The 22,065-nt window shown below is 69.4% G+C and carries 21 protein-coding genes; 17 read left to right on the top strand and 4 right to left on the bottom strand.

All coding sequences use genetic code 11. The features are described from left to right. The first annotated feature begins 33 nt into the window (after positions 1-33). The 5 genes from F9C11_RS11365 (at position 34) to F9C11_RS11345 (ending at position 4,140) form a co-directional block, all read left to right on the top strand. The gene (locus tag F9C11_RS11365) at positions 34-777 is read left to right on the top strand and encodes an enoyl-CoA hydratase/isomerase family protein (protein WP_409184822.1); all 744 of its coding nucleotides are present in this window, start codon (positions 34-36) and stop codon (positions 775-777) included. After that, a complete protein-coding gene (locus F9C11_RS11360) occupies positions 774-2,309 on the top strand; it encodes an ATP-dependent acyl-CoA ligase (RefSeq protein WP_409184821.1) in 1,536 nt (511 codons plus the stop codon). Before F9C11_RS11365 ends, F9C11_RS11360 begins: the two co-directional genes overlap by 4 nt. Further along, entirely contained in the window at positions 2,306-2,953 is a 648-nt protein-coding gene (locus tag F9C11_RS11355) for a TetR/AcrR family transcriptional regulator (protein ID WP_409184820.1), read from the top strand. The genes F9C11_RS11360 and F9C11_RS11355 overlap by 4 nt, the downstream gene beginning before the upstream one ends. A 46-nt stretch (positions 2,954-2,999) precedes the next feature. Then, the gene (locus F9C11_RS11350) at positions 3,000-3,326 is read left to right on the top strand and encodes a hypothetical protein (protein ID WP_009083750.1); all 327 of its coding nucleotides are present in this window, start codon (positions 3,000-3,002) and stop codon (positions 3,324-3,326) included. Positions 3,327-3,450: 124 nt separating this feature from the next. After that, a complete protein-coding gene (locus tag F9C11_RS11345) occupies positions 3,451-4,140 on the top strand; it encodes a 4'-phosphopantetheinyl transferase family protein (protein ID WP_409184819.1) in 690 nt (229 codons plus the stop codon). Positions 4,141-4,340: 200 nt separating this feature from the next. Here F9C11_RS11345 and F9C11_RS11340 read toward each other — a convergent pair whose 3' ends face one another. Beyond that, positions 4,341-5,507: an isochorismate synthase gene (locus F9C11_RS11340; RefSeq protein WP_409184818.1), complete on the bottom strand. Its 1,167-nt coding sequence runs from the start codon at positions 5,505-5,507 to the stop codon at positions 4,341-4,343. Positions 5,508-5,601: 94 nt separating this feature from the next. Continuing rightward, positions 5,602-5,913, bottom strand: a complete 312-nt coding sequence (gene mihF, locus F9C11_RS11335) for an integration host factor, actinobacterial type (protein ID WP_050788348.1) — start codon at positions 5,911-5,913, stop codon at positions 5,602-5,604. A gap of 461 nt (positions 5,914-6,374) precedes the next feature. On the opposite strand from mihF, the gene F9C11_RS11330 reads away from it, so the two are divergent. The 10 genes from F9C11_RS11330 to F9C11_RS11285 all read left to right on the top strand — a co-directional run bounded on the left by F9C11_RS11330 (position 6,375) and on the right by F9C11_RS11285 (position 17,480). Further along, positions 6,375-8,003 (top strand): long-chain fatty acid--CoA ligase, encoded by a 1,629-nt coding sequence (locus F9C11_RS11330; protein ID WP_409184817.1) that lies wholly within the window; start codon positions 6,375-6,377, stop codon positions 8,001-8,003. A gap of 99 nt (positions 8,004-8,102) precedes the next feature. Next, positions 8,103-9,407, top strand: a complete 1,305-nt coding sequence (locus tag F9C11_RS11325; RefSeq protein WP_409184816.1) for an ABC transporter substrate-binding protein — start codon at positions 8,103-8,105, stop codon at positions 9,405-9,407. Then, the gene (locus F9C11_RS11320; protein WP_409184815.1) at positions 9,404-10,315 is read left to right on the top strand and encodes a carbohydrate ABC transporter permease; all 912 of its coding nucleotides are present in this window, start codon (positions 9,404-9,406) and stop codon (positions 10,313-10,315) included. Before F9C11_RS11325 ends, F9C11_RS11320 begins: the two co-directional genes overlap by 4 nt. Continuing rightward, the gene (locus F9C11_RS11315; RefSeq protein ID WP_409184814.1) at positions 10,312-11,130 is read left to right on the top strand and encodes a carbohydrate ABC transporter permease; all 819 of its coding nucleotides are present in this window, start codon (positions 10,312-10,314) and stop codon (positions 11,128-11,130) included. Before F9C11_RS11320 ends, F9C11_RS11315 begins: the two co-directional genes overlap by 4 nt. Before the next feature lie 91 nt (positions 11,131-11,221). Next, positions 11,222-11,677, top strand: a complete 456-nt coding sequence (locus tag F9C11_RS11310; RefSeq protein ID WP_409184813.1) for a DUF4190 domain-containing protein — start codon at positions 11,222-11,224, stop codon at positions 11,675-11,677. A gap of 439 nt (positions 11,678-12,116) precedes the next feature. Beyond that, positions 12,117-13,832 carry a TIGR03767 family metallophosphoesterase gene (locus tag F9C11_RS11305; protein WP_409184812.1) on the top strand — a complete coding sequence of 572 codons (1,716 nt, stop codon included), beginning with the start codon at positions 12,117-12,119 and terminating at the stop codon, positions 13,830-13,832. A 52-nt stretch (positions 13,833-13,884) separates the two neighbouring features. After that, a complete protein-coding gene (locus F9C11_RS11300; RefSeq protein ID WP_409184811.1) occupies positions 13,885-14,286 on the top strand; it encodes a PaaI family thioesterase in 402 nt (133 codons plus the stop codon). Between the two features lie 74 nt (positions 14,287-14,360). After that, positions 14,361-15,617: a peptidase C39 family protein gene (locus F9C11_RS11295; protein ID WP_409184810.1), complete on the top strand. Its 1,257-nt coding sequence runs from the start codon at positions 14,361-14,363 to the stop codon at positions 15,615-15,617. Positions 15,618-15,759: 142 nt separating this feature from the next. Then, positions 15,760-16,857: an S-(hydroxymethyl)mycothiol dehydrogenase gene (locus F9C11_RS11290; protein ID WP_409184809.1), complete on the top strand. Its 1,098-nt coding sequence runs from the start codon at positions 15,760-15,762 to the stop codon at positions 16,855-16,857. A gap of 65 nt (positions 16,858-16,922) precedes the next feature. Then, the gene (locus F9C11_RS11285) at positions 16,923-17,480 is read left to right on the top strand and encodes a gamma-glutamylcyclotransferase (RefSeq protein WP_409184808.1); all 558 of its coding nucleotides are present in this window, start codon (positions 16,923-16,925) and stop codon (positions 17,478-17,480) included. Here the strand turns inward: F9C11_RS11285 and F9C11_RS11280 are convergent. Together F9C11_RS11280 and F9C11_RS11275 are read right to left on the bottom strand one after the other, a co-directional pair. After that, positions 17,473-18,186 (bottom strand): methyltransferase domain-containing protein, encoded by a 714-nt coding sequence (locus F9C11_RS11280; protein ID WP_409184807.1) that lies wholly within the window; start codon positions 18,184-18,186, stop codon positions 17,473-17,475. The two genes, F9C11_RS11285 and F9C11_RS11280, sit on opposite strands and share 8 nt — an antisense overlap. A 28-nt stretch (positions 18,187-18,214) precedes the next feature. Next, a complete protein-coding gene (locus F9C11_RS11275; protein ID WP_409184806.1) occupies positions 18,215-19,825 on the bottom strand; it encodes an FAD-binding oxidoreductase in 1,611 nt (536 codons plus the stop codon). Between the two features lie 16 nt (positions 19,826-19,841). Between F9C11_RS11275 and F9C11_RS11270 the strand changes: the two genes are divergently transcribed. Together F9C11_RS11270 and F9C11_RS11265 are read left to right on the top strand one after the other, a co-directional pair. Next, positions 19,842-20,486, top strand: a complete 645-nt coding sequence (locus tag F9C11_RS11270) for a TetR/AcrR family transcriptional regulator (RefSeq protein WP_409184805.1) — start codon at positions 19,842-19,844, stop codon at positions 20,484-20,486. After that, positions 20,483-22,018 carry a glycerol-3-phosphate dehydrogenase/oxidase gene (locus tag F9C11_RS11265; RefSeq protein WP_409184804.1) on the top strand — a complete coding sequence of 512 codons (1,536 nt, stop codon included), beginning with the start codon at positions 20,483-20,485 and terminating at the stop codon, positions 22,016-22,018. Before F9C11_RS11270 ends, F9C11_RS11265 begins: the two co-directional genes overlap by 4 nt. Positions 22,019-22,065 lie beyond the last annotated feature (47 nt).

The following is a 22,065-nucleotide window of genomic DNA, read 5'->3' as shown; positions in this document are numbered from 1 at the left end:
CGATCGATCGATCGAACGTCTAGGCTCCCCTCTATGAGCACCGTTGACCTGGCCGTCGAGGGCGGCATCGCGCAGATCCGGCTGAACCGGCCCGAGCGGCTCAACGCCGTCGCGCCCGTGCTGGTGGACGACTTCTTGACCGCGCTGGAGGAGGTCGCGCACAGCGACGCCCGCGTCGTGCTGCTGTCGGGCAACGGCCGCGCCTTCTGCGCCGGCCACGACCTGAAGGAACCCACCCCCGAGGGCGACTCCCGGGCGCGGCTGGAGCGGCTCCAGGACGTCACGCGCCGGCTGCGTGCGCTGCGTCAGCCGACCATCGCCGCCGTGCACGGGTACGCGATCGGTGCGGGCGCGGAGTTCGCGCTGGGCTGCGACCTGATCCTGGCCGCCGAGGACGCGGTGTTCGGGTTCCCCGAGGTGTCGCTGGGGCTGAGCGTCACCGGTGCCGCGTCGAGGCTGCTTCCGCTGCTGGTCGGGCCGGTCAAGGCGAAGGAACTGCTGCTGCTCGGCGACCGGTTCGACGGCAGGCGCGCGCACGACCTCGGCCTCGTCAACGCCGCCGTGCCGTCCGACGAGCTGATGCCGCTCGCGCTCGGCTGGGCGGAGAAAATCGCGCATCACCCGCCGGAGGCCGCCACGATGGCGAAGCGGGCGCTCGACGCCGGGATCGACCACGCCTTCGATTCGGCGCTCGAACTCGAGGTCGCCCACGCGTTGCTCACCGAGCACTCGGCCGCCGTGCGCGAGTCGACCGAAGCGTTCCGGAGCCGGGCGTGACCCCGCTGCAGAACGTCGACACCCTGGTCGCGCTGGTCACGCGCGCCGCACAGCTCTGGCCCGAACGCACCGCGTGGATCTTCGACAGCACCGGCACGCGCTTCACCTTCGCCGACGTCGACGACCGCAGCGGACGCCTGGCGAAAGCGCTCCAAGACCAAGGCGTCCAAGCCGGCGATCGCGTCGCGGTGATGCTGCGCAACGAGCCGGAATTCCCGCTCATGTGGCTCGCGCTCGCCAAACTCGGCGCGGTTCTGGTGCCGGTGAACATCAACTACCGCGAATTCGACGGCGCGCACGTCCTGCGCCACTCCGGCGCGCGACTGGCGGTAGCCGCCGAAGAGTTCGTGGAACTGCTGGAGAAAATCGCGCCGGAAACGGCCGTCGAACGCGTTCTCACCCCGGACGCGCTGCGGTCGGAAACGCGTTACGAACCGCAGTCGGTGGTGGCCGAACAACCGGTCAACATCCAGTACACCTCGGGCACTACCGGCGCGCCGAAGGGCTGCGTACTGCCGCACCGGTACTGGACCACGCTCGCGATCGGACTCGCCACCAGCTTCCCCGCCGTCGGCGAAGACGATGTTCTGCTTACCGCACAACCGTTCCACTACATTGATCCACAGTGGAACGTCGCGCTCGCGCTCGCCGCCGGGGCGACGCTCGTCGTGCTGGACCGCTTCCACCCCTCCACGTTCTGGGAGAAAGTCCGCGAGTACGAGGTCACCTGGTTCTACTGCCTCGGCCTGATGCCGACGCTCCTGCTGCGCCAGCCGCCGCATCCGGACGACCGCAACCACCGCGTCCGCGCGATCAGCGCGTCGGCGATCCCGCCTGACCTGCACGCCCAGCTGGAACAACGCTGGGGCGTGCCGTGGTACGAGGCGTTCGGGATGACCGAAACCGGCGGCGACCTCCGGGTTTCCGAGTCCGACCACGACGCCGCGGTGGGCACCGGCTGCATCGGACGGCCGACCCGCGACCGCGAAGTCATGATCGCCGGAGAAGACGGCAAACCGTTGCCGCGCGGGGAAACCGGCGAACTGCTGATCCGCGGCATCGGGCTGATGCACGGCTACCACGACGATCCCGAAGCGACCGCGCGCGCTTTCGCCGGTGGCTGGTTCCACACCGGCGACCTGGCGCGGATGGACGCCGAGGGCCGCGTCTACTACCTCGGCCGCACCAAGGACATGATCCGGCGCAGCGGTGAGAACATCTCCGCCGACGAGGTCGAACGCGCGCTGCTGCAGCATCCGAAGGTGCAGCTCGCGGCCGTGCTCGCGGTGCCGGACGAGCTGCGCGGAGAGGAAGTGAAGGCGTACGTCGTGTGCGGCGAGGACCGGCCGGCGCCCGAGGAGCTGGCGGAGTTCTGCGCGCAGCAGCTGGCGTACTTCAAGGTGCCGAGGTTCTGGACGTTCGCGGACGACCTGCCGCGCACGCCGTCCGAACGCGTCGCGAAGGGCGAACTGCGGAAGGCCGCCGACCTCCGCGCCGGCTCCTGGGACCGCAGCACCGGGGAGTGGCTGTGAGCAGCGGAGAGCGGGTCCGGGCGGCAGCCGTGAAACTGTTCGCCGCCAAGGGTTTCCACGGCACAGGCATCCGGGATCTGGCCCAGGAAGCCGAACTTTCTTCGGCGACCCTGTATCACTACATGGGCACCAAGGAAGATCTTCTGGTCGAGATCATGACGACGTCGCTGCGCCGCCTGATCGACGCGGTCGCGAAGGCCACCGCGGGCAGCGACGATCCGGTGGCCCGGATGCGCACGCTGGTCGCGCTGCACGTCCTCGCGCACGCCGCCCAGCCGGGCGAAACCCGGGTGGTGGACAACGAAGTCGACGCGCTTTCGGCTCCGGCGCGTGCCCGGGTCGTCGCGCTGCGGGACGAATACGAGCAGTTCTGGGCGAAGGCGATCGAGGACGGCGCCGCGGCAAACGTGTTCCACACCGCACACCAGACCGTGACGCGGCTCGCATTGCTGGAAATGTGCAACGGCGTGGCCCGCTGGTATTCCCCGAAGGGCCCGCTCAAGCTCGAAGACCTGGCCACGCACTACGCCGAGCTGGCATTGCGGGCGCTCGGGCATCCGGTCGCGGTGCGTGCGCACGACCTACGGCAATGCCTCGAAGTGGTCGCCCAGGTGTGGGACTTGCCTGTCCAAGAGGGCTTTTAGCGCCATACGCCTTGCTCAGACGGCGAACGTGGGGGACGCTCGAAGGGTGACTGAGCAAACGATCCAACTCGAACTGGACGACTCCGGTCTCTCGCCTGGCCTGCCCGCGCCTTCAAACCCGCGCGATCAGGTCCAGGACGTGCCGTATCGACCAGTCGAGTTTCGTGACGACGACCTGCCCAGCGCGCTCGAGCGCTGTGCAGTCTGGCTGCGCCAAGCGCAGGAGTGGCTGGGAGAACCGCTCGACGTCCTCGCGATCCACCTAGACTACGACGAGCGACAGGGTTCGCCCTACTACGACGTGAAGCTGCTGTGCAACGAGGAGGACCTAGCCGGGGTCCCCATCGCGATGCGCAACAAAGACAAGTCGTAGCACTCGTTATCCAGCCGCGAAGGCCCTCTCGGACTCCGAGGGGGCCTTCGCCGCGTCCGGGATAGGGGCATGACAAACCGCGGCGGACCCCGGCAAGATCGGAGGCGGACGAGGAGGGGTGCCGGTGACCGAAATCGTGGTGCGCTGGTCCGAACCGCTGCCCGCGGAGGACCGCTACCTGAAGCTGCTCGACGACCTGGAGAGAGGCCGCTACGACGCGTACCGGCTCGAAATCGACCAGCGCCGGTTCCTCACCGGCCGGGTGCTCGCGAAGACCCTGGTCGCGGAGCGGCTCGGGGGCGCGGCGGAGTCCGTGCGCTTCGACGCGACCTGCGAGGACTGCGGCAAACCGCACGGCCGCCCGCGCGTGCCGGGATCGGACCTCGTGCTGTCGATCTCGCATTCGGGCAATCTGATCGGCCTCGCGGTCGCTGACGGGGTGCCAGTAGGCCTGGACGTCGAAACGGCCAGCCGGAAGGCGGACGCCTCGCTCGTGGACTACGCGCTGAGCCTGGCCGAGCGGGAAGCCGTCGCGGGACTGTCGGACGAGGAGCGTTCCGCGGCCTTCTTCATCTACTGGACGCGCAAGGAAGCGGTGATGAAGGCCACCGGCAAGGGCCTGAAGATCCCGCTGCAGAGCATCACGTTCTCCCGCTACGACGCTCCGGCCGAGCTGGTGACGTCCGGAGACGCCGCGCTCGACCCGGCACGCACCCGGCTCGCCGACCTCAAGGCGGCCGACGGACATCGCGCGGCGGTGGCGGCGCTGACCTCGGACAGCTTGAGCGTCACCGAGGAGCACTGGCTCCCGTGAGGGGTGAGCCGGTGCTACCCGGCTTGACCACTCGCGACGCGACCGCTCCGCCGCCTCGGCACGCCGAACCGCGCCCGGGGTGCCCCAGCCCCGACGCCAGACGCACCGCGCGGAGGTCGCGGCCCTGGTCCCAGCCTCAACGCCACCGAGAAGCACCGGCCGCCGTGAGGGGTTGAGCCGGTTCTGCCCAGCTCACACATTCACGACGCGCTGTCGTCCAACCCCATCGCACCGAGCAGCGTGCGGAACTTCGCGATCGTCTCGCGGTACTCGACGTCCGGATCCGACGCGGGCACGATCCCGCCGCCCGCGTAAAGCCGCATCGACTCCTCGGCTACCTCGGCGCACCGGATCGCGACGGCCCATTCGCCGTCTCCCGCCGCGTCGACCCAGCCGACCGCGCCCGCGTAGTAGCCGCGGTCGAACGGCTCCAGTTCCTGCACCAGGTCGCGCGCGGCGACGGTCGGGGTGCCGCACACCGCCGGCGTCGGGTGCATCGCGGCGGCGAGGTCGAGGGCGGTCACCGAGCGGTCCGCGAGTTCGCCGGTGATGGACGTCCGGAGGTGCCAGATCGCGGGCGTGGAGACCAGCTCAGGGCCGGCCGGGACGTCGAGCTTGCGGCAGAACGGCCGCAGCGACTCGACGACGTAGTCGATCACCAGATCGTGTTCTTCGCGGTCCTTCGCGGACGCGAGGAGGGCTTCGCCGTTGGCCCGGTCGGTCTCCGGGTCGGCCGAACGCGGCATCGACCCGGCGTGCGGGGTCGTGAACACCGAATCGCCTGCCCGGGAAAGCAGCAGCTCAGGGGTGGCCCCGACGAGAGTGCGGCCGCCGGGCAGTTCGGCGGCGTAGGTGAAGTGGCGCGGGTTGCCGCGGGCGAGGTTGCGCACGATTCCCTCGACCGGGATCGGCGCGTCGAATTCCAGCTCGAGCGCACGGGCCAGCACGGCTTTGCGCAGGTCGCGCTCGCGTAGCGCGGCGACGGCCGCCCGCACGTTCGCGCGATGACCTTCGGCGGACGGGAGCCGCCGGGTGGCCGCCGGGGCGGGCAGGTCGGCTGCGGGCGGCGCGGCCGGGGTCTCGGCGTCCGCCTGGGCGCGCTGCACCGTCCGGGGCAGCACGAGGTGCCCCGGCGAGGTCGCGCCGGGTCCGGTGTCGAACGGCAGCACGCCGACGGCGAGCGGCACGCCGGAACTGGCCAGCTCAGCGGCTGCCGAGCGGGCGAGGCGGCGGGGGTCGGCGTCGGTGACCGTGCCGAGCGCGCCCTGCGCGAGCAGGGCCCGCCGGGCGCTCGCGAACAAGAAGTCGCCGCGCTGGTAGCGGACGGTGGTCTGCGCCGGGGTGGCCGGCGCGGTACTGGTCGTCACTCCGCCAGCGTCTCAGGATCCGGGAGCGCCGCGGGGAAAGTGTTGCCGGAAGAACATCTTCTCGCGCACCCTCCCCGCGGCTGCCGGATCGGCGTTACTTGAGCGCGTCGATCAGCGCTTCGCGCTGCCGTTCGCCCAGGCCAGCGGCCCGGCGGTCGGGGTCGATCCCCGCCTGCTCGAGCAGTGCGGCGACCTTGACCGCGCCCAGGCCGGGCACCGCCTTGAGGAGCTGCGTGACCTTCGTCTTGCCGATGGTCTTGTTCTCCTTGGCCTGCTTGAGCACCGACTCGATGCTCTCCTTGCCGGACTTGATCGAAGCGAGCAGCTCCGAGCGCGCCTTACGAGCCTCTGCCGCCTTGGCGAGGGCCTCGGCGCGCTGCTCCGGAGTCAACGTGGGCAGAGCCAACGTAATGTCCTTTCCTCTCAGGTCTCCGCTTTCGCGGCCGACGGTCTCAGCCGATGCTTGCAGCTGCAAGCGCTGGCCAGCCGTCACTTACCACGGCCCCAGTAAACGCCACGTGCCCGCGGTCCGCGCAACCGACACGCACTTATCACCCGTCGACGGGCGCGGCGGACCTGCGCGAGGGGACCCCTCGCGACCTGTGAAAACGGCCTCCACGGGCTCATTTCCGCCCCCATTACCTCACCCGAACGGGAGTCTATTTCCACACAGTTAACACAACGCATTTTCTTGTCCCGCAACAGAAATCGCGACAGAAGTGGATCATGAAAGCCCGGGGCCGCCACCCGATGGCGGGAGAGGGCCGCCAAGCCGTGACCGAACTTGTTCGTGCCTGATCCGCCGGATGCGCATTAGAGTCGGGCCCACCCCAGTTCACCGGCGAACGAGCACCACGGGAGTCACCCATGTTGAGCACGATGCAGGACGGACAGCTGTCGCTCGCGAAGCTGCTGCGCCATGGCACGAAGGTGCACGCGAAGAGCGAAGTCGTCACCTGGACCGGTTCAGAAGCCCGCCGGGAGACCTACGCGGAGCTCGGCAAGCACGCCGCCCGGCTGGCGAACGCGCTGCGCGGTCTCGGCGTCACCGGCGACCAGCGAGTCGGCACGTTCATGTGGAACAACGCCGAGCACCTCGCCGCCTACCTGGCGGTCCCCGCCATGGGCGCGGTGCTGCACACCCTGAACATCCGGCTGTTCCCGGAGCAGCTGGTCTTCGTGGCGAACCACGCGGAGGACCACGTCATCATCGTCGACGGGACGCTCGTCCCGCTGCTGGCGAGCAACCTGCCGGGGATGAAGACGGTCAAGCACGTCGTCGTGGCCAACGGCGACGCGTCCGCGCTGACCGCGCCCGAGGGCGTCACCGTGCACTCCTACGACGAGCTGCTGGCCGGCCAGCCCGACGAGTTCGACTGGCCGGAGGTGGACGAGCGGGCCGCGGCCGCGATGTGTTACACGTCCGGCACCACCGGCGACCCGAAGGGCGTCGTCTACTCGCACCGGTCGATCTGGCTGCACTCGATGCAGGTCTGCATGACCGACAGCATGCGGCTCGCCCAGGAGGACCTCGCGCTCGCGATCGTGCCGATGTTCCACGCGATGTCGTGGGGTCTCCCCTACGCGGCGATGATGGTCGGCGCCTCGCTGCTGATGCCGGACCGGTTCCTGCAGCCGGCCCCGATCGCCGCGCTGCTGGCCGCGGAGAAGCCGACCTTCGCCGCCGCGGTGCCGACGATCTGGCAGGGCCTGCTCGCCCACCTGGACGCGAACCCGCAGGACATCAGCCACGTGCGCGAGGTGGTCGTCGGCGGGTCGGCCGCGCCGCCGTCGCTGATGCACGCCTTCGAGGAGCGCTACCACGTGCCGATCCTGCACGCGTGGGGCATGACCGAGACGTCGCCGCTGGGCAGCGTCGCGCGTCCGCCGGCCAGCGCGACCGGCGAGGAACGCTGGGCCTACCGCTACACCCAGGGCCGCTTCCCGGCGTCCGTGGCGGCCCGGCTGATCGGCGACAACGGCGAGGAACTGCCGTGGGACAACGAGGCGGTCGGCGAACTGGAGGTCTCCGGTCCGTGGATCGCCGGCGCCTACCACGGCGGAAGCGACATCGATCCGGAGAAGTTCCACGACGGCTGGCTGCGCACCGGCGACGTCGGCAAGATCAGCCCGGACGGCTTCCTGACGCTGACCGACCGCGCCAAGGACGTGATCAAGTCCGGCGGCGAATGGATCTCGTCGGTGGACCTGGAGAACGCGGTGATGGGCCATCCGGCGGTCGCCGAGGCGGCGGTGGTCGGCATCCCGGACGAGAAATGGGACGAACGCCCGCTGGTCGCCGTCGTGGTGAAGGAGGGCCAGCAGGCCACCGCCGAGGAACTGCGCGACTACCTGTCGGACAAGGTCGCTAAGTGGCAGCTGCCGGAGAACTGGACGTTCGTGGAGGAGGTGCCCAAGACGAGTGTCGGCAAGTTCGACAAGAAGCGGCTGCGCGCGTCCTACTCCGAGGGAAAGCTCGACATCTCACACCTCTGAGCGGTAAATCTCCGGCGAGTTGTCGGCCTGGGAAGGGCTCCGTAAGGGAATCTGTTGCACGCAAGGAGCCCTTCCCAGCACGTCGGAGGAGAACTGGGGATGCAGCAGCGGAGCAGGAGGTCGTTCCTGTCGTTGGCGGGAACGGCGGCGGTGGGCGCGGTCGCGGCCGCGTGCGGGTCGAACACCGGGCGTCCGGGGGATCCGCCGCCGTCCACGGCGATGTCGGCGGGAGCCTCGACCACGTCGCAGGCCCCGAAGGCCACGCTGCAGCAGTGGTACCACGCCTACGGCGAGGACGGCGTGCAGGAAGCCGTCAAGAACTACGCGGCCAGCTACCCGGGCGCGAAGGTCAACGTCGTGTGGAACCCGGGCGACTACGACTCGAAGATCGTCACCGCGCTGCAGAACAGCCCGGTGCCGGACGTCTTCGAGGCGCAGGTGAAGATCGACTGGGTCCGGCAGAACCAGGTGGTGTCGCTCGACGACGTCATCGGGCCGGTCAAGAACGACTTCAGTCCCGCCGTGCTGGCCGCGCAGACCGTGGAGGGCAAGGTCTACGGCATTCCGCAGGCCACCGACACGCAGGTCCTCTTCTACCGCAAGAGCATGCTGCAGGCCGCGGGCGTGCGGCCGCCGCAGACCGTGGACGAGCTGATCGACGCCGCGGGCAGGCTGTCGAAGGACGGCGTGAAGGGCCTGTTCGCGGGCAATGACGGCGGTGTCGGCACACTCACCGGGCCGCTGCTGTGGTCGGCCGGGCTGGACTACCTGAAGAACAACAACCGCGAGGTCGGCTTCGACGACCCGCGTGCGGCCGCCGCGTTCAGCAAGCTGCACACGTTGAACGCCAACGGTTCCCTGCTGCTCGGCGCGCCCGCCGACTGGTCGGACCCGGGCGCGTTCGTCGACGGGCTCTGCGCGATGCAGTGGACCGGGCTGTGGAACGTCCCGAAGATCCGCGACGCGCTCAACGACGACTTCGGCGTGCTGCCGTTCCCGAAGCTGGACGACAGCGGGAAGCCGTCGGTCCCGGTCGGCGCGTACGGCGCGATGGTGAACGCGAAGAGCGCGCACGTCAACGAGGCCAAGGCGTTCGTGAAGTGGCTGTGGATCGACCAGACCGACAGCCAGCTGGAGTTCGCCACCCGATACGGCTTCCACGTGCCCGCCCGGCAGAGCCTGATCGACAAGGCGCAGACGCTGCAAAGCGGTCCGGCCGCGGACGTGGTGAAGTTCGTGAAGGAGAACAGCCACCTCATCGGCGGTCCAGTGTGGACGCAGACGTCGAACACCGCGTTGTCGGACGCGGTCGCGAAGATCGCCAAGGAGGGCGCGGACCCGGTGGCGCAGACGAAGGCCGCGGTCACCGTCGCGCAGGCCGAGCTGAAACGCCTGTTCGGATGAGACTGTCCCGGAAAACCCGGGACACGCTGGCGTTCTGGGGGTTCGTGGGTCCGTTCCTGCTCGGCCTGGCGATCTTCGCCTACCTGCCGATCGGGTGGAGCCTGTACCTGTCGTTCTTCGACGCGCGCAACACGGTCACCCCCAGCGTCTTCGTCGGACTGGACAACTACGCGCAGATGCTCTCCGACGGCCCGTTCCTCGCGAGCCTCGGCACGTTCAGCGTGTTCGCCCTGTTCATCGTGCCGCTGACGTTCGTGCTGTCGCTGGCACTGGCGGTCGGCGTGAACCAGCTGCGGTTCGCGCGAGCGTTCTTCCGTTCGGTGTTCTTCCTGCCGTTCGCGTGTTCATACGTGGTGGCGTCGCTGATCTGGAAGACGTCGCTGTTCTCCGGCGTCCGCTACGGCCTCGCGAACACCGTGCTCGGCGTCTTCGGCATCGACCCGGTGGCGTGGACCGGCACCGTGCACCCGCCGCTGTACTGGGTGGTGCTGGTGACCGCGCGGCTGTGGCTGCAGCTCGGCTTCTACCTGATCCTGTTCCTCGCCGCGCTGCAACGGATTCCGCAGCATCTGTACGAGGCGGCGTGGCTCGACGGCGCGAAACCGGGCTGGCAGGTTTTCCGGCACATCACGCTGCCGCAGCTGCGCGCGACGTCGGTAGCCGTGCTGCTGCTGAACCTGATCAACGCCTATCAGGCGTTCGACGAGTTCTACAACATCATGGGCGATTCCCGGGGTTATCCGCCGTTCGCGCGGCCGCCGCTGGTGTACCTCTACTACACCTCCCTCGGCTCCGGCGGCCAGGACCTTGGCCGCGGCAGCGCGGGCGCGATCATCCTGGCGCTGCTGATCGCCGTGGTGACTCTCCTGCAGGGCAAGCTTTTCCGGTTCGATCGGAGCGCGACATGATCCGCGCGGTGCTTCGCTGGACGGCGCTCGTCGTGTCCGCGATCCTCTTCCTGCTGCCGTTCTACCTGTTGCTGCGCAACGGTCTCGCGTCGCGCGCGGAGATCACCGCGCCGGACTGGACGCTGTGGCCGAAGCAGATTCACTGGGAGAACTTCACGAAGCTGTTCGACCAGCAGGACGTGCCGTTCGCGCGGAGCATCGTGAACTCGGTCGTCGTCGCGGTCCTGCAGACCGTCGGCCTGCTGGTGGTGTGCTCGCTCGCCGGCTACGGCCTGGCGCGGGTGCCGTACCGCTACTCGAAGCCGGTGTTCTACGCGGTGCTGGCGACGCTGATGATCCCGACCTCGGTGACGTTCGTGCCGAGTTTCGTGGTGGTCTCGACGCTGGGCTGGCTCTCGGACTTCCGCGGCCTGGTCATCCCGGGCCTGTTCAGCGCGTTCAGCGTTTTCCTGTTCCGGCAGTATTTCCTGGACTTCCCGAAGGAGCTGGAAGACGCCGGCCGCGTCGACGGCCTGTCCCGCTGGGGCGTCTTCCGCAAGATCGTGGTGCCCAACTCGCGCGGCTTCTTCGCCGCCATCGCGGTGATCACCGTGATCGGCAGCTGGAACGCGTTCCTGTGGCCGCTGATCATCGCGCAGTCGCCGGACTCCTGGACGGTGCAGGTCGCCCTGTCCGGGCTGCTGACCGCGCAGAACCCGCAGCTGAACCTGCTGTTCCTGGCCGCGGTGCTGTCGATCGTGCCGATCGCGCTGCTCTTCGCGTTCCTCCAGCGATATCTGGTACGCGGGGTCACCGAATCCGGGTTGAAAGGCTGAATACCGTCACATCGACCGGCGACAGCGCGTAACGTTTCGCCGTTAGCCGCCGACGACTCACCGTCGCCACAGTCGCAGCAGGAGTGCACCCATGACGGACCCGTATCAGCAGCAGCCCTACCCCGGCCAGGACCCGGCGGGCCATCCTTCCGGGCCGATGCCCGCGCCCGGGTATCCGGCTACGCCTGGTTACGGGCAGCCGCCGGTGCCGTACGGGGCGCCGATGTACGGGGCGCCGTACGCGGCTCAGTACCCGGGGGCGGCGCCGTTGAAGACGAGCGGGCTCGCGGTGGCTGGGATGGTTGTCGGGATTGTCGCGTTGATCTTCTTCTGGGTGCCGTTCTTTGACGTGGTCGCTGCTATTACGGCTATCGGGTTGTCCTGGGCTGGGATGGTGCAGGGCGGGAAGCCCGGGTGGACTGGGCAGGGGATGGGGATCGCCGGGCTGGTGTGCGGGATTTTGGCGGCTATTCCGGCGGTGATTTTCCTGGTTTGGTTCTTTGTGTCGTTGTCTGCTGTTGGGGCTACTTGCGCGTTTTATTGCTGAGGGCGGCTCGTCGCCTGGCGGCGACATTGCGCCTCGTTGGTTGCGTGGGGCACCCCGAAGCTTGATTGTGCTGACGGTTCGGGGGTGCTTGTCAAGGCGGGAAAGATGCCTTGACAAGCACCCCCGAACCGCAGGGAGGCTTCGTATCGGGGTGTGGGGGAGGGGCTGGGTGCCACGCTGTTGGGGTGCATCGGTGCGGTTTTAGGGCTGGGTGCGTCGCTGTTGGGTGCAGCGGTGCCTGTTTTCAGGGCCGTGAGGGTTCCCCTCACGGGTGGGCGTCCCTCCGTTCGGCGGTAGTGGTGCCTGTTCTCGTGTGACAGAGTCTCCCGCGTTGTCACGGCAAATGTGAGAGACCTTCGCGTTCTGCTTCGGCTTTGTTCACCGGGTCGTCATGGGCGTCCGGAAGCGTGCGGGGTCCGGCGAGACGGGGAGTGTGAGCATGGCGGGGCTGACCAGGCGGGCGTTCACCACCGCGGGCGTGGCTGGGGTGGGGTTGTTGCTCTGCACTCCCACGGCCAATGCGCTGGACCGGGCGTTGAGGCGGACCACGCAGCGGGCCGTGCGGACTGCGGGGACCACGCTTGATCAGGCTGCCTCGGGGGCGGCTACCGGGTATTCGCGGCTGTCCGCTGGGCCGGGGTGGCCGGTGGTCGTTCGGGCGGATCTCGTTGAGGGCAAAGCCGGGCGCGACGATCGGCGGACTGCGCTCGGGGCGTTCGTGCAGTTCACCGACTTGCATATCACCGACACCGAGTCGCCTGCGCGGTTCGAGTACTTGCATCCGTTCATCGGGTCCGCGCACCGGCCGCAGGAAACCTTGGGCACCGTCGCTACCAGTGCGCTCGTCAAGCGGGTCAACAGTCTCCGCGCGGGGCCGTTCACGGGGCGGCAGTTCGACTTCGTCATGACCACCGGCGACAACACCGACAACCACGAGCTGCTCGAACTCGACTGGTTCCTCACCACGCTCAACGGCGGCTCGATCACGCCCAACTCCGGCGACCCGAATCGCTACGAGGGTGTGCAGGCGTCCGGCAACCCGGAGTTCTGGAACCCGGGCACCCAGCTCGCCGACGACTACACCAAGAAAGGCTTCCCGCAGATTCCCGGTCTGCTCGAGGCCGGGATCGCGCCGTTCACCGCGCCTGGGCTGAACCTGCCGTGGTACTGCACGTTCGGCAACCACGACGACAGCGTCGTCGGGACGCTGCCGGAGGGCATCCCGGGCATCGAGGGCTGGTACACCGGCAAATACAAGGGCATCGGCAAGGACGAGAGCAGCGCGCGCAAGCTCGGCACCGCCATCCAGAACGGGCAGAGCGTGCCGCTCGGCGAGCTTTTCGGCGGCGGCACCATTCGCGAGGTCACGCCGGATCCGCGGCGGCGGCCGTTCAGCACCGCCGAGTTCGTCAAGGCGCATCTGGCCGCGAAGAACACGGGGCCGGGGCCGGTGGGGCACGGGTTCACCGATGCCAACTCGGACGGGCTGAACGTCTACTACACCTTCCGCATCGCGCCCGGGGTTACCGGCATCAGTCTCGACACGACTACGCAGGGCGGGTTCGCCGACGGGTCGATCGGGCTCGCGCAGTTCAACTGGGTCGAGGCGACGCTCAAGCGAAACAGCTCGACGTACTACGACTTCTTCGGCCGCAAGATCACCCACTCCGTCACCGACGAGCTGTTCGTCCTCTTCAGCCACCACACCAGCGGCACCATGGGCAACCTCCTGCCCGACGCGCGCCATCTGCTTGACCCGCGGCTCAACGGCGACACGTTCGTCGCGATGCTGCAGCGTTTCCCGAACGTCGTGGCGTGGGTCAACGGACACACTCACCTCAACAAGATCACGCCGCACGTCGGCAAAACCCCGGCGCAGAGCTTCTGGGAGATCAACACCGCCAGCCACATCGACTTTCCGCAGCACGCGCGGATCATCGAACTCGCCGACAACCACGACGGCACGCTCTCGGTGTTCACCACGCTCATCGAGGCCGACGCCCCGTACGCCGTGGACTACTCCGCCCGCACCCCCGACGCGCTCGCCTCGATGTACCGCGAGTTCTCCTACAACGACCTCCACGCGAGCCTCAGCCGCGTCGGCGAGGCGGGCGACCGCAACACCGAGCTGCTGCTGCCTAACCCGCTCAGCTGATTACCCGGCAGGTAATCGACGCCACGCGTCCGGCTGCGGTTGACTGCTCGGCATGACCGACGTCGAAGGCACGCAGCTGTTCCACCAGACGATGCCGTTCAGCGAGCGGCTCGGCATCGAGGTGCTGGAGCACGGCCCGGACCTGGTCCGCAGCCGGATCGCGTGGGACGAATCGCTGTGCACGCTCGGCGGCGTGCTGCACGGCGGGGTGCTGATGGCGCTGGCCGATTCGACCGGCGCCGTCTGCGCGTTCCTCAATCTCCCCGAGGGCGCGCAGGGCACGACGACGCTGGAGTCGAAGACGAACTTCCTGCGCGGCGTCCGTTCGGGGTACGCCACTGCGTCGTCCAGACCACTGCACGCCGGCCGCCGGGTCGTGGTCGTCGAGACCGAGATCCGCGACGACGACGGCAAGCTCGTCGCGAAAATCACCCAGACGCAAGCAGTGTTGTAGCGACGGCTCTTTACTTACCCGCCCCGGAAGGCGAAAATCTTTGGCTACCACTGGGGTCTGGGGACGGAGCCGGAATGCGGGTTCGCGGGTTGGTCACGTTACTGTCCATCGTCATGCTCACGGCTGGTGCGGCACAGGCCGCCGCGGAACCGCGGCCCGCGCGTAACGACGAGGCCATCGACTACCACGAATGGTCGTCCGGCTCGTTCTTCGCGGGCCGGCTCGACGGGCTCGGCTTCGGCTACGGCGGCCTGCGGATCACGCATCCGATCGGCAGCGTCGCGCACACCGAACCGGGGCTCGGCACCACCCGCACCTACGACTACGGCACCTGGACGTCGCCGAGGTACCGGCAGGGTTTCGACGCGACGCAGCTGATCGCGTCGTGGAACGCGCGCACCCCGGCGAAAACGTGGCTGGAGGTGCAGGCGCGCGGCCGGACTTCGGCCGGGGCCGAAACGACGTGGTACACCATGGGCCGCTGGGCCAGCGGAGACAGCGACATCCACCGCACCAGCGTCGACGGGCAGAGCGACGACAACGCCTCGGTCGACGTCGACACGCTCGCCACCAAGGCGGGCGTCACGCTGCGGTCGTACCAGCTGCGCGTGACGCTCTATCGCGAGCAGGGTTCGCCGGCCACGCCGACGCTGTCCTCCCTCGGCGCGATGACCTCGAACGTGCCAGACCGGTTCGACGTGCAGACCACCAAACCCGGCCGGGCGCGCGGGATCGAGCTGAAGGTGCCGCCGTTCGCCCAGAACATCCACAAAGGACAGTTCCCGCAGTACGGCGGCGGCGGGGAAGCCTGGTGCAGCCCGACGTCGACCGAGATGGTCGCCGAATACTGGGGCCGCAAGCCGACCGCGGAGCAGATGGACTGGATCCCGGCGGACTACCAGGACCGGTCGGTCGTGTACGCCGCCCGCGGCACCTACGACTACGCCTACGACGGCACCGGCAACTGGCCGTTCAACACCGCGTACGCCGCTTCGCTCGGGTTGCGCGGGCACATCACCCGGTTGCACGACCTCAACGAACTCGAGGGCTACATCGCGCGCGGCATCCCGGTGATCACCTCCCAGTCGTTCCTGGCCAGCGAACTCGACGGCGCGGGTTACGGGACGGCCGGACACCTGATGGTCGTGGTCGGCTTCACCCAGGAGGGCGATGTCATCGCGAACGACCCCGCGTCCAGCTCCGACGGCCGCGTGCGCACGGTGTACAAGCGGGACCAGTTCGAGAAGATCTGGCAACGCACGAAGCGGCACACCGAGAGCGGCGCGGTGGCCGGCGGGCCGGGCGGGGTGGTTTACCTGATCACGCCGTGAGTAGCTGCGCTGGGGTGAGCGGGTGGCTCGTGAGTGGCAATCCCGGTTCTAACCGCGATAAACACTCACGAGGCTGGGCTATGGCGACATGCGCATGATCCGTGATTAGCTGCCCCTGAAACGCCGTCGAAAGGTTGTGCGCATGCCGTACGAGGTCCAGGGAGTCGTGTCGCGGGCCAAGGGTGAGCCGGTCACGCTCGAGGCGGTCGTGGTGCCGGATCCCGGGCCCGGCGAGGCCGTCGTGTCGGTGCGGGCTTGCGGGGTCTGCCACACCGACCTGCATTATCGCGAGGGCGGGATCAACGACGAGTTCCCGTTCCTGCTCGGGCACGAGGCCGCGGGGCGGGTGGACAAGGTCGGCGCGGGCGTCACCGATCTCGCGCCCGGCGACTACGTCATCCTGAACTGGCGCGCGGTCTGCGGCACCTGCCGGGCCTGCAAGCGCGGCAAGCCCTGGTACTGCTTCTCGACCTTCAACGCCGAGCAGCCGATGACGCTCACCGACGGCACGAAGCTGTCCCCCGCGCTCGGCGTCGGGGCCTTCCTCGAGAAGACCCTCGTCCACAGTGGACAGTGCACCAAGGTCGACGAGCGGGCCGAACCCGCGGTCGCCGGGCTGCTGGGCTGCGGCGTGATGGCCGGGCTGGGCGCGGCGATCAACACCGGCGCGGTCGGGCGCGGGGATTCGGTCGCGGTGATCGGCTGCGGCGGCGTCGGCGACGCGGCCATCGCGGGCGCGCGGCTGGCCGGGGCGACCACGATCGTCGCGATCGACACCGACGACCGGAAGCTGGAGTGGGCCAAGGACTTCGGGGCCACGCACACGGTCAACAGCCGCGGACTGAGCGAGGCGGACGTGGTCGCCGCGATGCAGGACGCGACGCACTCGTTCGGCCCGGACGTCGTGATCGACGCGGTCGGCCGTCCGGAGACCTGGCGGCAGGCGTTCTACGGCCGCGACCTCGCCGGCACCGTCGTGCTGGTCGGCGTGCCCACGCCGGACATGAAGCTCAACGACCTGCCGCTGATCGACTTCTTCTCGCGCGGCGGTTCGCTGAAGTCGTCGTGGTACGGCGACTGCCTGCCGTCGCGGGACTTCCCGATGCTGGTCGACCTGTACCTGCAGGGCAGGCTGCCGTTGGACAAGTTCGTCACCGAGCGGATCGGCGTCGACGGCGTGGAGCAGGCTTTCGAGCGAATGCACCACGGCGACGTGCTGCGCAGCGTGGTGGAGTTCTGATTCTTTTCGCCGACGCGGACTACCCGGCCGACCCGTACCCGGGCACGCGGCCGGACTGCTCGTACGTGCACCTCGACGGCGCGGGCCACGCCCTGGACACCGCGCCGCCGGGGTGGCGTTCGCGCACGCCGGTGCTCGCGTACGGGTCGAACGCGTGCCCGTCGAAGATCACCTGGCTGCGCACGCAGCTCGGGCTGACCGGGCCGGTCGTCGCGGCTCGCGTGCGCTGCACCGGGCTCGCCGCGGTGTGGGCCGCCGGGCTGCGGCAACGCGATGGCCAGCGCCCGGCAACGCTCACCGCGCTGCCGGGCGTGACGGAGGACCACTTCGTCTGGTTCGCGACGCCGGAACAGCTGGCGGTGCTGGACGTCTGCGAAGGCCGCGGCAACCGGTACGACCTGGCGACGCTGGACCACGCCGACATCCGGCTGGACGGCGTGCTGCTCTCCGGAGTGCACGCGTACGTCGGCGCCTCGCCGATCCGATACCCGTTGCTGGTCAACGGTTCTCCGGTCCGCGTCGCCGACGTCGCGCAGGCGGACGCGGCGGCGCTCGTCGGCGAACCAGCACCAGGGCCCGGCCTCGCCTGCACCGTCCTGCCGCCGGAGCAGACCTTCAGCTGACCCGCGGGTCCGGAATCGCGCGCACGGTAAGGAAGCCGATCGGCTCCCGCGCCAGCCGGGCGTGCCGCTCCGGATCGACCGCGGCGGCTTCGGCCGGCGGACGCCCCTCGCGCAGCTGCTCGATCAGGAACCCGGCCTCGCGCAGCTCTTCGCAGGTGCGTTCCAGCGGAGCCAGCCAGTACCGCACCTTCCAGCCGCGGCTCCAGACCTCCTCGATGACCCGGACGTCGAAGTAATTGCCGCCGTGCCGCAGCCAATCGCCGGTCGGATGCTGCCTCGACAACACCAGCGCACCGCCCGGCCGCAGCACCCGGCGGAACTCGCGCAGCGCGCCGACCCGGTCGTCCACGTACTCCAGCGCGAGGGCGAACAGCACCTGGTCCACCGACGCGTCCGGCAGCCAGGTCAGCGGTTCGGCCAGGTCCTGGACGCGGAACTCGCCCGCCGGGACCCGCTCGCGGCTCAGCTCGACCATCCGCGGGCTGAGGTCGAACCCGGTCACTCGCGCGCCGCGGGCGGTCAGTTCTTCGGCGTAGAGGCCGGGACCGCACGCGGCGTCGAGGACGTGCTGTCCGGCCACGTCGCCCATCAACTCCAGGCAGGCCGGACGGTCGTAATGCGCGTTGTAGAACCCGTTCTGCGCGTGGTCGAGGAATTCGTCGGCGAACACTTCGTATTGCGGAAAGGAACCCACTGCATCGCTCACCCGCGCCAGTCTGCCCGCGCGGGCGCGTTCAGCCGAGCAGTTTTCCGGGGTTCAGGATCCCGGTCGGGTCCACCGCGGACTTGGCCGCGCGCAGCACGTCCAGCCCGATCCGGCCGATCTCCGCCTCCAGGTACGGCGCGTGGTCGACCCCGACCGCGTGGTGGTGGCTGATCGTCCCGATCCCGGTGATCGCCTCGCACGCGGCCGCCTTCGCGCGCTGCCATTGTCCGACGGGATCGGTGTCGTCGCGCGAGGTCAGCACGGTGAAGTACAGCGACGCACCGGTTTCGTAAGCGTGCGAGACGTGGCACATCACGATCGCCCGGCCCAGCGAGGCCACCAAGGCCGCGCGCACCGCGTCGTGCAGTTCGTCCAAATTGGACCAGTAGGCCGCGGTCTCCAGGGTTTCCACGCACACCCCGAGATCCAGCAACGCGTCGCGCTGCCGCGGCCCGGAGAACCGGCCGTGCCGCCACGATTCGCCGAGCACCTTGCCGATCCGCAACGCTCCGGAACAGCGCAGCATCGCCGAGGTGCGCCGCCGGCGCCGAGCCACGTCGCCTTCCCAGCCGACGATCAGCAGGCACGGGTTCTTGATCCCGCGCACCTTCAGATAGGTCTTCAGCGCCGTGGTCTTCAGCCCGGCGTTGAGCGAGAACGACACGTTTGTCTCGTCCACATCGGACAGCCGGGTGACGTCCGCGAGCGCGTGGTCCTGCGCGAGCTTCCGCACCGCCGCCGCTCCGGCCTCCCAGCCGTCGACGATCCAGCCCTCGTAATGCCGCTGTTCCGGCAATGGCCGGACTCGCAGCGCGACCTCGGTGATCACGCCGAGGGTGCCCTCGCTGCCGACCGCGAGCTGCCGCAGATCCGGTCCGGCCGCGGACGCCGGCGCGACGCCCAGCCGCCACTCGCCCTTCGGCGTGGCCAGCCGGACCCCGGCGACCATGTCCTCGAACCGGCCGTACCCGGACGACGCCTGCCCGGCCGAACGCGTGGCCGCGAACCCGCCGATGGTCGCGCGCTCGAACGACTGCGGCACGTGGCCGAGCGTGTATCCGTGCGCCGCGAGCAGCCGCTCCGCCTCCGGGCCGCGCACGCCGGCCCGCAGCACCGCGATCCGCGACACCGGATCCACCGACACCAGCTCGTCGAGCCGCACCAGGTCCAGCACGACCACCGCCGCCTTGTCGCCGCGCAGCGCCGCGACCCCGCCGACCACGGACGTGCCGCCGCCGAACGGGACGACCCCGATGTCGTGCCGCACGCAGAGGTCGAGCACCGCCTGCACCTGGTCCGGGTCCGCGGGCAGCAGCACCGCGTCCGGCACCGGCACCTCGTCGCCCGCCCGCGCGTGCAGCAGGTCCAGATAGGACAGACCGCCGGCGCGGCCGAGCCGTTCCCGAGGATCGAGGAGCACGTGGTCCGCACCGAGAAGGTCCTCGAATTCGGTACGGACGGGCACAGTCAGCGCGGATTCCGCGACCGGGCTCGAAGCGCCGGTTTTCCCGCCTCGATCCGGACCGACCTGGCCGATACGCTGGCCAAGCCACCGGACCGCGCGGTCGGGCAGACCGGCGGCGGCCGAGCCCTCTTCGGTCCACGAACGCCGGACGCGGTGGTTGATGAGATCGCTCACGACTACAGTGTGACACATGGACGTCAAACGTCACTCCCGACCGGGAGCGGCCCCCTCCGCGCTCGCGGACGCCCGCAGCCGCCCGACCTCGGCTCGCGTCGCCGACGACGAGCTTCTCGACGCCGCGCGCCAGTGCGTGCTCGCGGTCGGCGTCCGGCGCACCACGCTCGCCGAAATCGCCCGAACCGCGCAGGTCAGCCGCATGACGGTGTACCGGCGGTTCCCCGATGTCCGCAGTGTGCTCGCCGCGCTGATGACCCGCGAGTTCAGCGGTCTGCTGCGGCGGGTGAACGAGTCCGGCGACCCGACCGCTCCCGCGCGCGACCGGATCGTGCACCTGGCGGCGGCCAGCGTCGGCGCGCTGTCGGCCGATCCGCTGTTCCGGACGCTGCTGGACGTCGACGCGGAATTGGTGCTGCCCTACATCGTGGAACGGCTCGGGGCGACCCAGCACTTCGCCGAACACGTGCTCCGGAGCCTGCTCGAAGAAGGGCACCGAGACGGCTCGGTACGCGTCGCCGGGGTCGCCGCGCAGGCGCGGTCGGTGCTGCTGGTCGTGCAGTCGTTCGCGTTCTCGCTGCGTCCGGCGACCGCCGACGTCGACGAGGCCGCATTGCTCGCCGAATTCCGGCACCTGGTCGAAGCGGGGTTGAAACCATGAGCACCGGATCCCTCAACGCGCGCCGCCGCGAACGCGAACTCTCCCGGCTGGTCGACGGCGAACGGGTCGACGTCCTGGTGGTCGGCGGCGGAGTCACCGGCGCGGGCATCGCGCTCGACGCGGCCTCGCGGGGCCTTTCCGTCGCGCTGGTCGAAGCGCACGATCTGGCGTTCGGCACGTCGCGCTGGTCCAGCAAGCTCGTGCACGGCGGGTTGCGATATCTGGCCAAGGGCGAACTCGGACTTGCCCACGAAAGCGCCGTGGAGCGCGGGATCCTCCTGACCCGCACCGCGCCGCACCTCACCCGGGCGATGCCACAGCTTTTTCCGCTCTACCCGGGCACTTCCACCGCGCAGCAGGCGTTGATCGCCGCCGGTCTCCGCGCTGGCGACGGATTGCGGCGAGCCGCGCGTACACCGTCGTCCGTGCTGCCGGGGCCGCGCCGGATTCCGGCTGCCGAGGCGCTGGCTCTGTCCCCTGGTCTCACTCCCGGTGGATTGCGCGGTGCCTTGTTGGCGTACGACGGTGCATTGGTGGACGACGCGCGTCTTGTGATCAGCATCGCCCGCACCGCGGCCTTGCTCGGGGCCCGGATTCTTACCCGGCTGTCGGCGGTTTCCTTGTCCGGCAATGAAGCCCAGGTAACCGACGGCACCTCGACGTACTCTCTTCGCGCCCGGCAGGTCATCAACGCGACCGGCGTCTGGGCGGACACCCTGACCGATTCGGTCCAGCTGCGGCCTTCCCGCGGCTCGCATCTGGTGCTCGCGCCGGATACGGTGCGGGTCGGAGCCACTTCGGTCAACATCCCGGTTCCCGGCGAGACCAACCGATTCGTGTTCCTGCTGCCGCAGCTCGACGGTCGAGTCTACTTAGGACTTACCGACGAACCGGTATCTGGCGAAGTCCCAGACGTCCCCACGGTTCCCGAGTCCGATGTGGACTTCCTGCTCTCGACCGCTTCGTCGGCTTTGAACCGCCAGTTGACCGCCGCGGACATGATTGGCTCCTTTGCCGGATTGCGCCCGCTGGTCTCCGGTTCCGCCGGACGCAGCGCGGATCTGTCGAGGAAACACGCCGTGCTCACCGGTTCCGACGGTGTGCTGACCGTGGTCGGCGGCAAGCTGACGACGTATCGGCGCATGGCCGAGGACGCCGTCGACGCCGCGTTGACGCACGCCGGATTGCCCGCTGGTCCTTCGCGTACCGCGAAGCTGCCGCTTCTCGGCGCCGCACCACGTTCGCGTCTGTCCCTTGTGGACGCTCCGGCCCGGCTGGTGGCCAAGTACGGCACCGAAGCACCCCGCGTAGCGGCGCTCGGCGAACTGGAACCGGAATTCGCCGCCCCGCTGTGCGCGTCGACGGAAATCACCGCGGCCGAGGTGGTGTGGGCGGTCCGCCACGAGGGCGCTATGACGGTCGAGGACGTTCTCGAACGCCGCACCCGGCTGGCCCTCGTTCCGGCCGACGCCGAAGCCGCGCGGGACCGGGTGGCCGAACTGGTGGAGAAAACCCTGGCCGGACTGTCCTGAACTCCCCGGGTACCTACCGGCAAGGCAGCTTGACGGGTCGTTGGGTT

The organism is Amycolatopsis sp. VS8301801F10 (genome assembly GCF_046195355.1).
In the GTDB taxonomy this organism is placed as follows: domain Bacteria; phylum Actinomycetota; class Actinomycetes; order Mycobacteriales; family Pseudonocardiaceae; genus Amycolatopsis.
The sequence above is the reverse complement of the archived record's forward strand: the minus strand, read 5'-3'. Positions and strand labels throughout refer to the sequence as shown.

Bases quoted from the DNA above. Each gene is read 5' to 3' on its own strand.
- F9C11_RS11315 (WP_409184814.1), top strand. From the start codon at position 10,312: ATGATCCGCGCGGTGCTTCGCTGGACGGCGCTCGTCGTGTCCGCGATC.
- F9C11_RS11365 (WP_409184822.1), top strand. From the start codon at position 34: ATGAGCACCGTTGACCTGGCCGTCGAGGGCGGCATCGCGCAGATCCGG.
- F9C11_RS11300 (WP_409184811.1), top strand. From the start codon at position 13,885: ATGACCGACGTCGAAGGCACGCAGCTGTTCCACCAGACGATGCCGTTC.
- F9C11_RS11290 (WP_409184809.1), top strand. From the start codon at position 15,760: ATGCCGTACGAGGTCCAGGGAGTCGTGTCGCGGGCCAAGGGTGAGCCG.
- F9C11_RS11265 (WP_409184804.1), top strand. From the start codon at position 20,483: ATGAGCACCGGATCCCTCAACGCGCGCCGCCGCGAACGCGAACTCTCC.
- F9C11_RS11295 (WP_409184810.1), top strand. From the start codon at position 14,361: ATGCGGGTTCGCGGGTTGGTCACGTTACTGTCCATCGTCATGCTCACG.
- F9C11_RS11310 (WP_409184813.1), top strand. From the start codon at position 11,222: ATGACGGACCCGTATCAGCAGCAGCCCTACCCCGGCCAGGACCCGGCG.
- F9C11_RS11325 (WP_409184816.1), top strand. From the start codon at position 8,103: ATGCAGCAGCGGAGCAGGAGGTCGTTCCTGTCGTTGGCGGGAACGGCG.
- F9C11_RS11305 (WP_409184812.1), top strand. From the start codon at position 12,117: ATGGCGGGGCTGACCAGGCGGGCGTTCACCACCGCGGGCGTGGCTGGG.
- F9C11_RS11320 (WP_409184815.1), top strand. From the start codon at position 9,404: ATGAGACTGTCCCGGAAAACCCGGGACACGCTGGCGTTCTGGGGGTTC.
- F9C11_RS11330 (WP_409184817.1), top strand. From the start codon at position 6,375: ATGTTGAGCACGATGCAGGACGGACAGCTGTCGCTCGCGAAGCTGCTG.
- F9C11_RS11270 (WP_409184805.1), top strand. From the start codon at position 19,842: ATGGACGTCAAACGTCACTCCCGACCGGGAGCGGCCCCCTCCGCGCTC.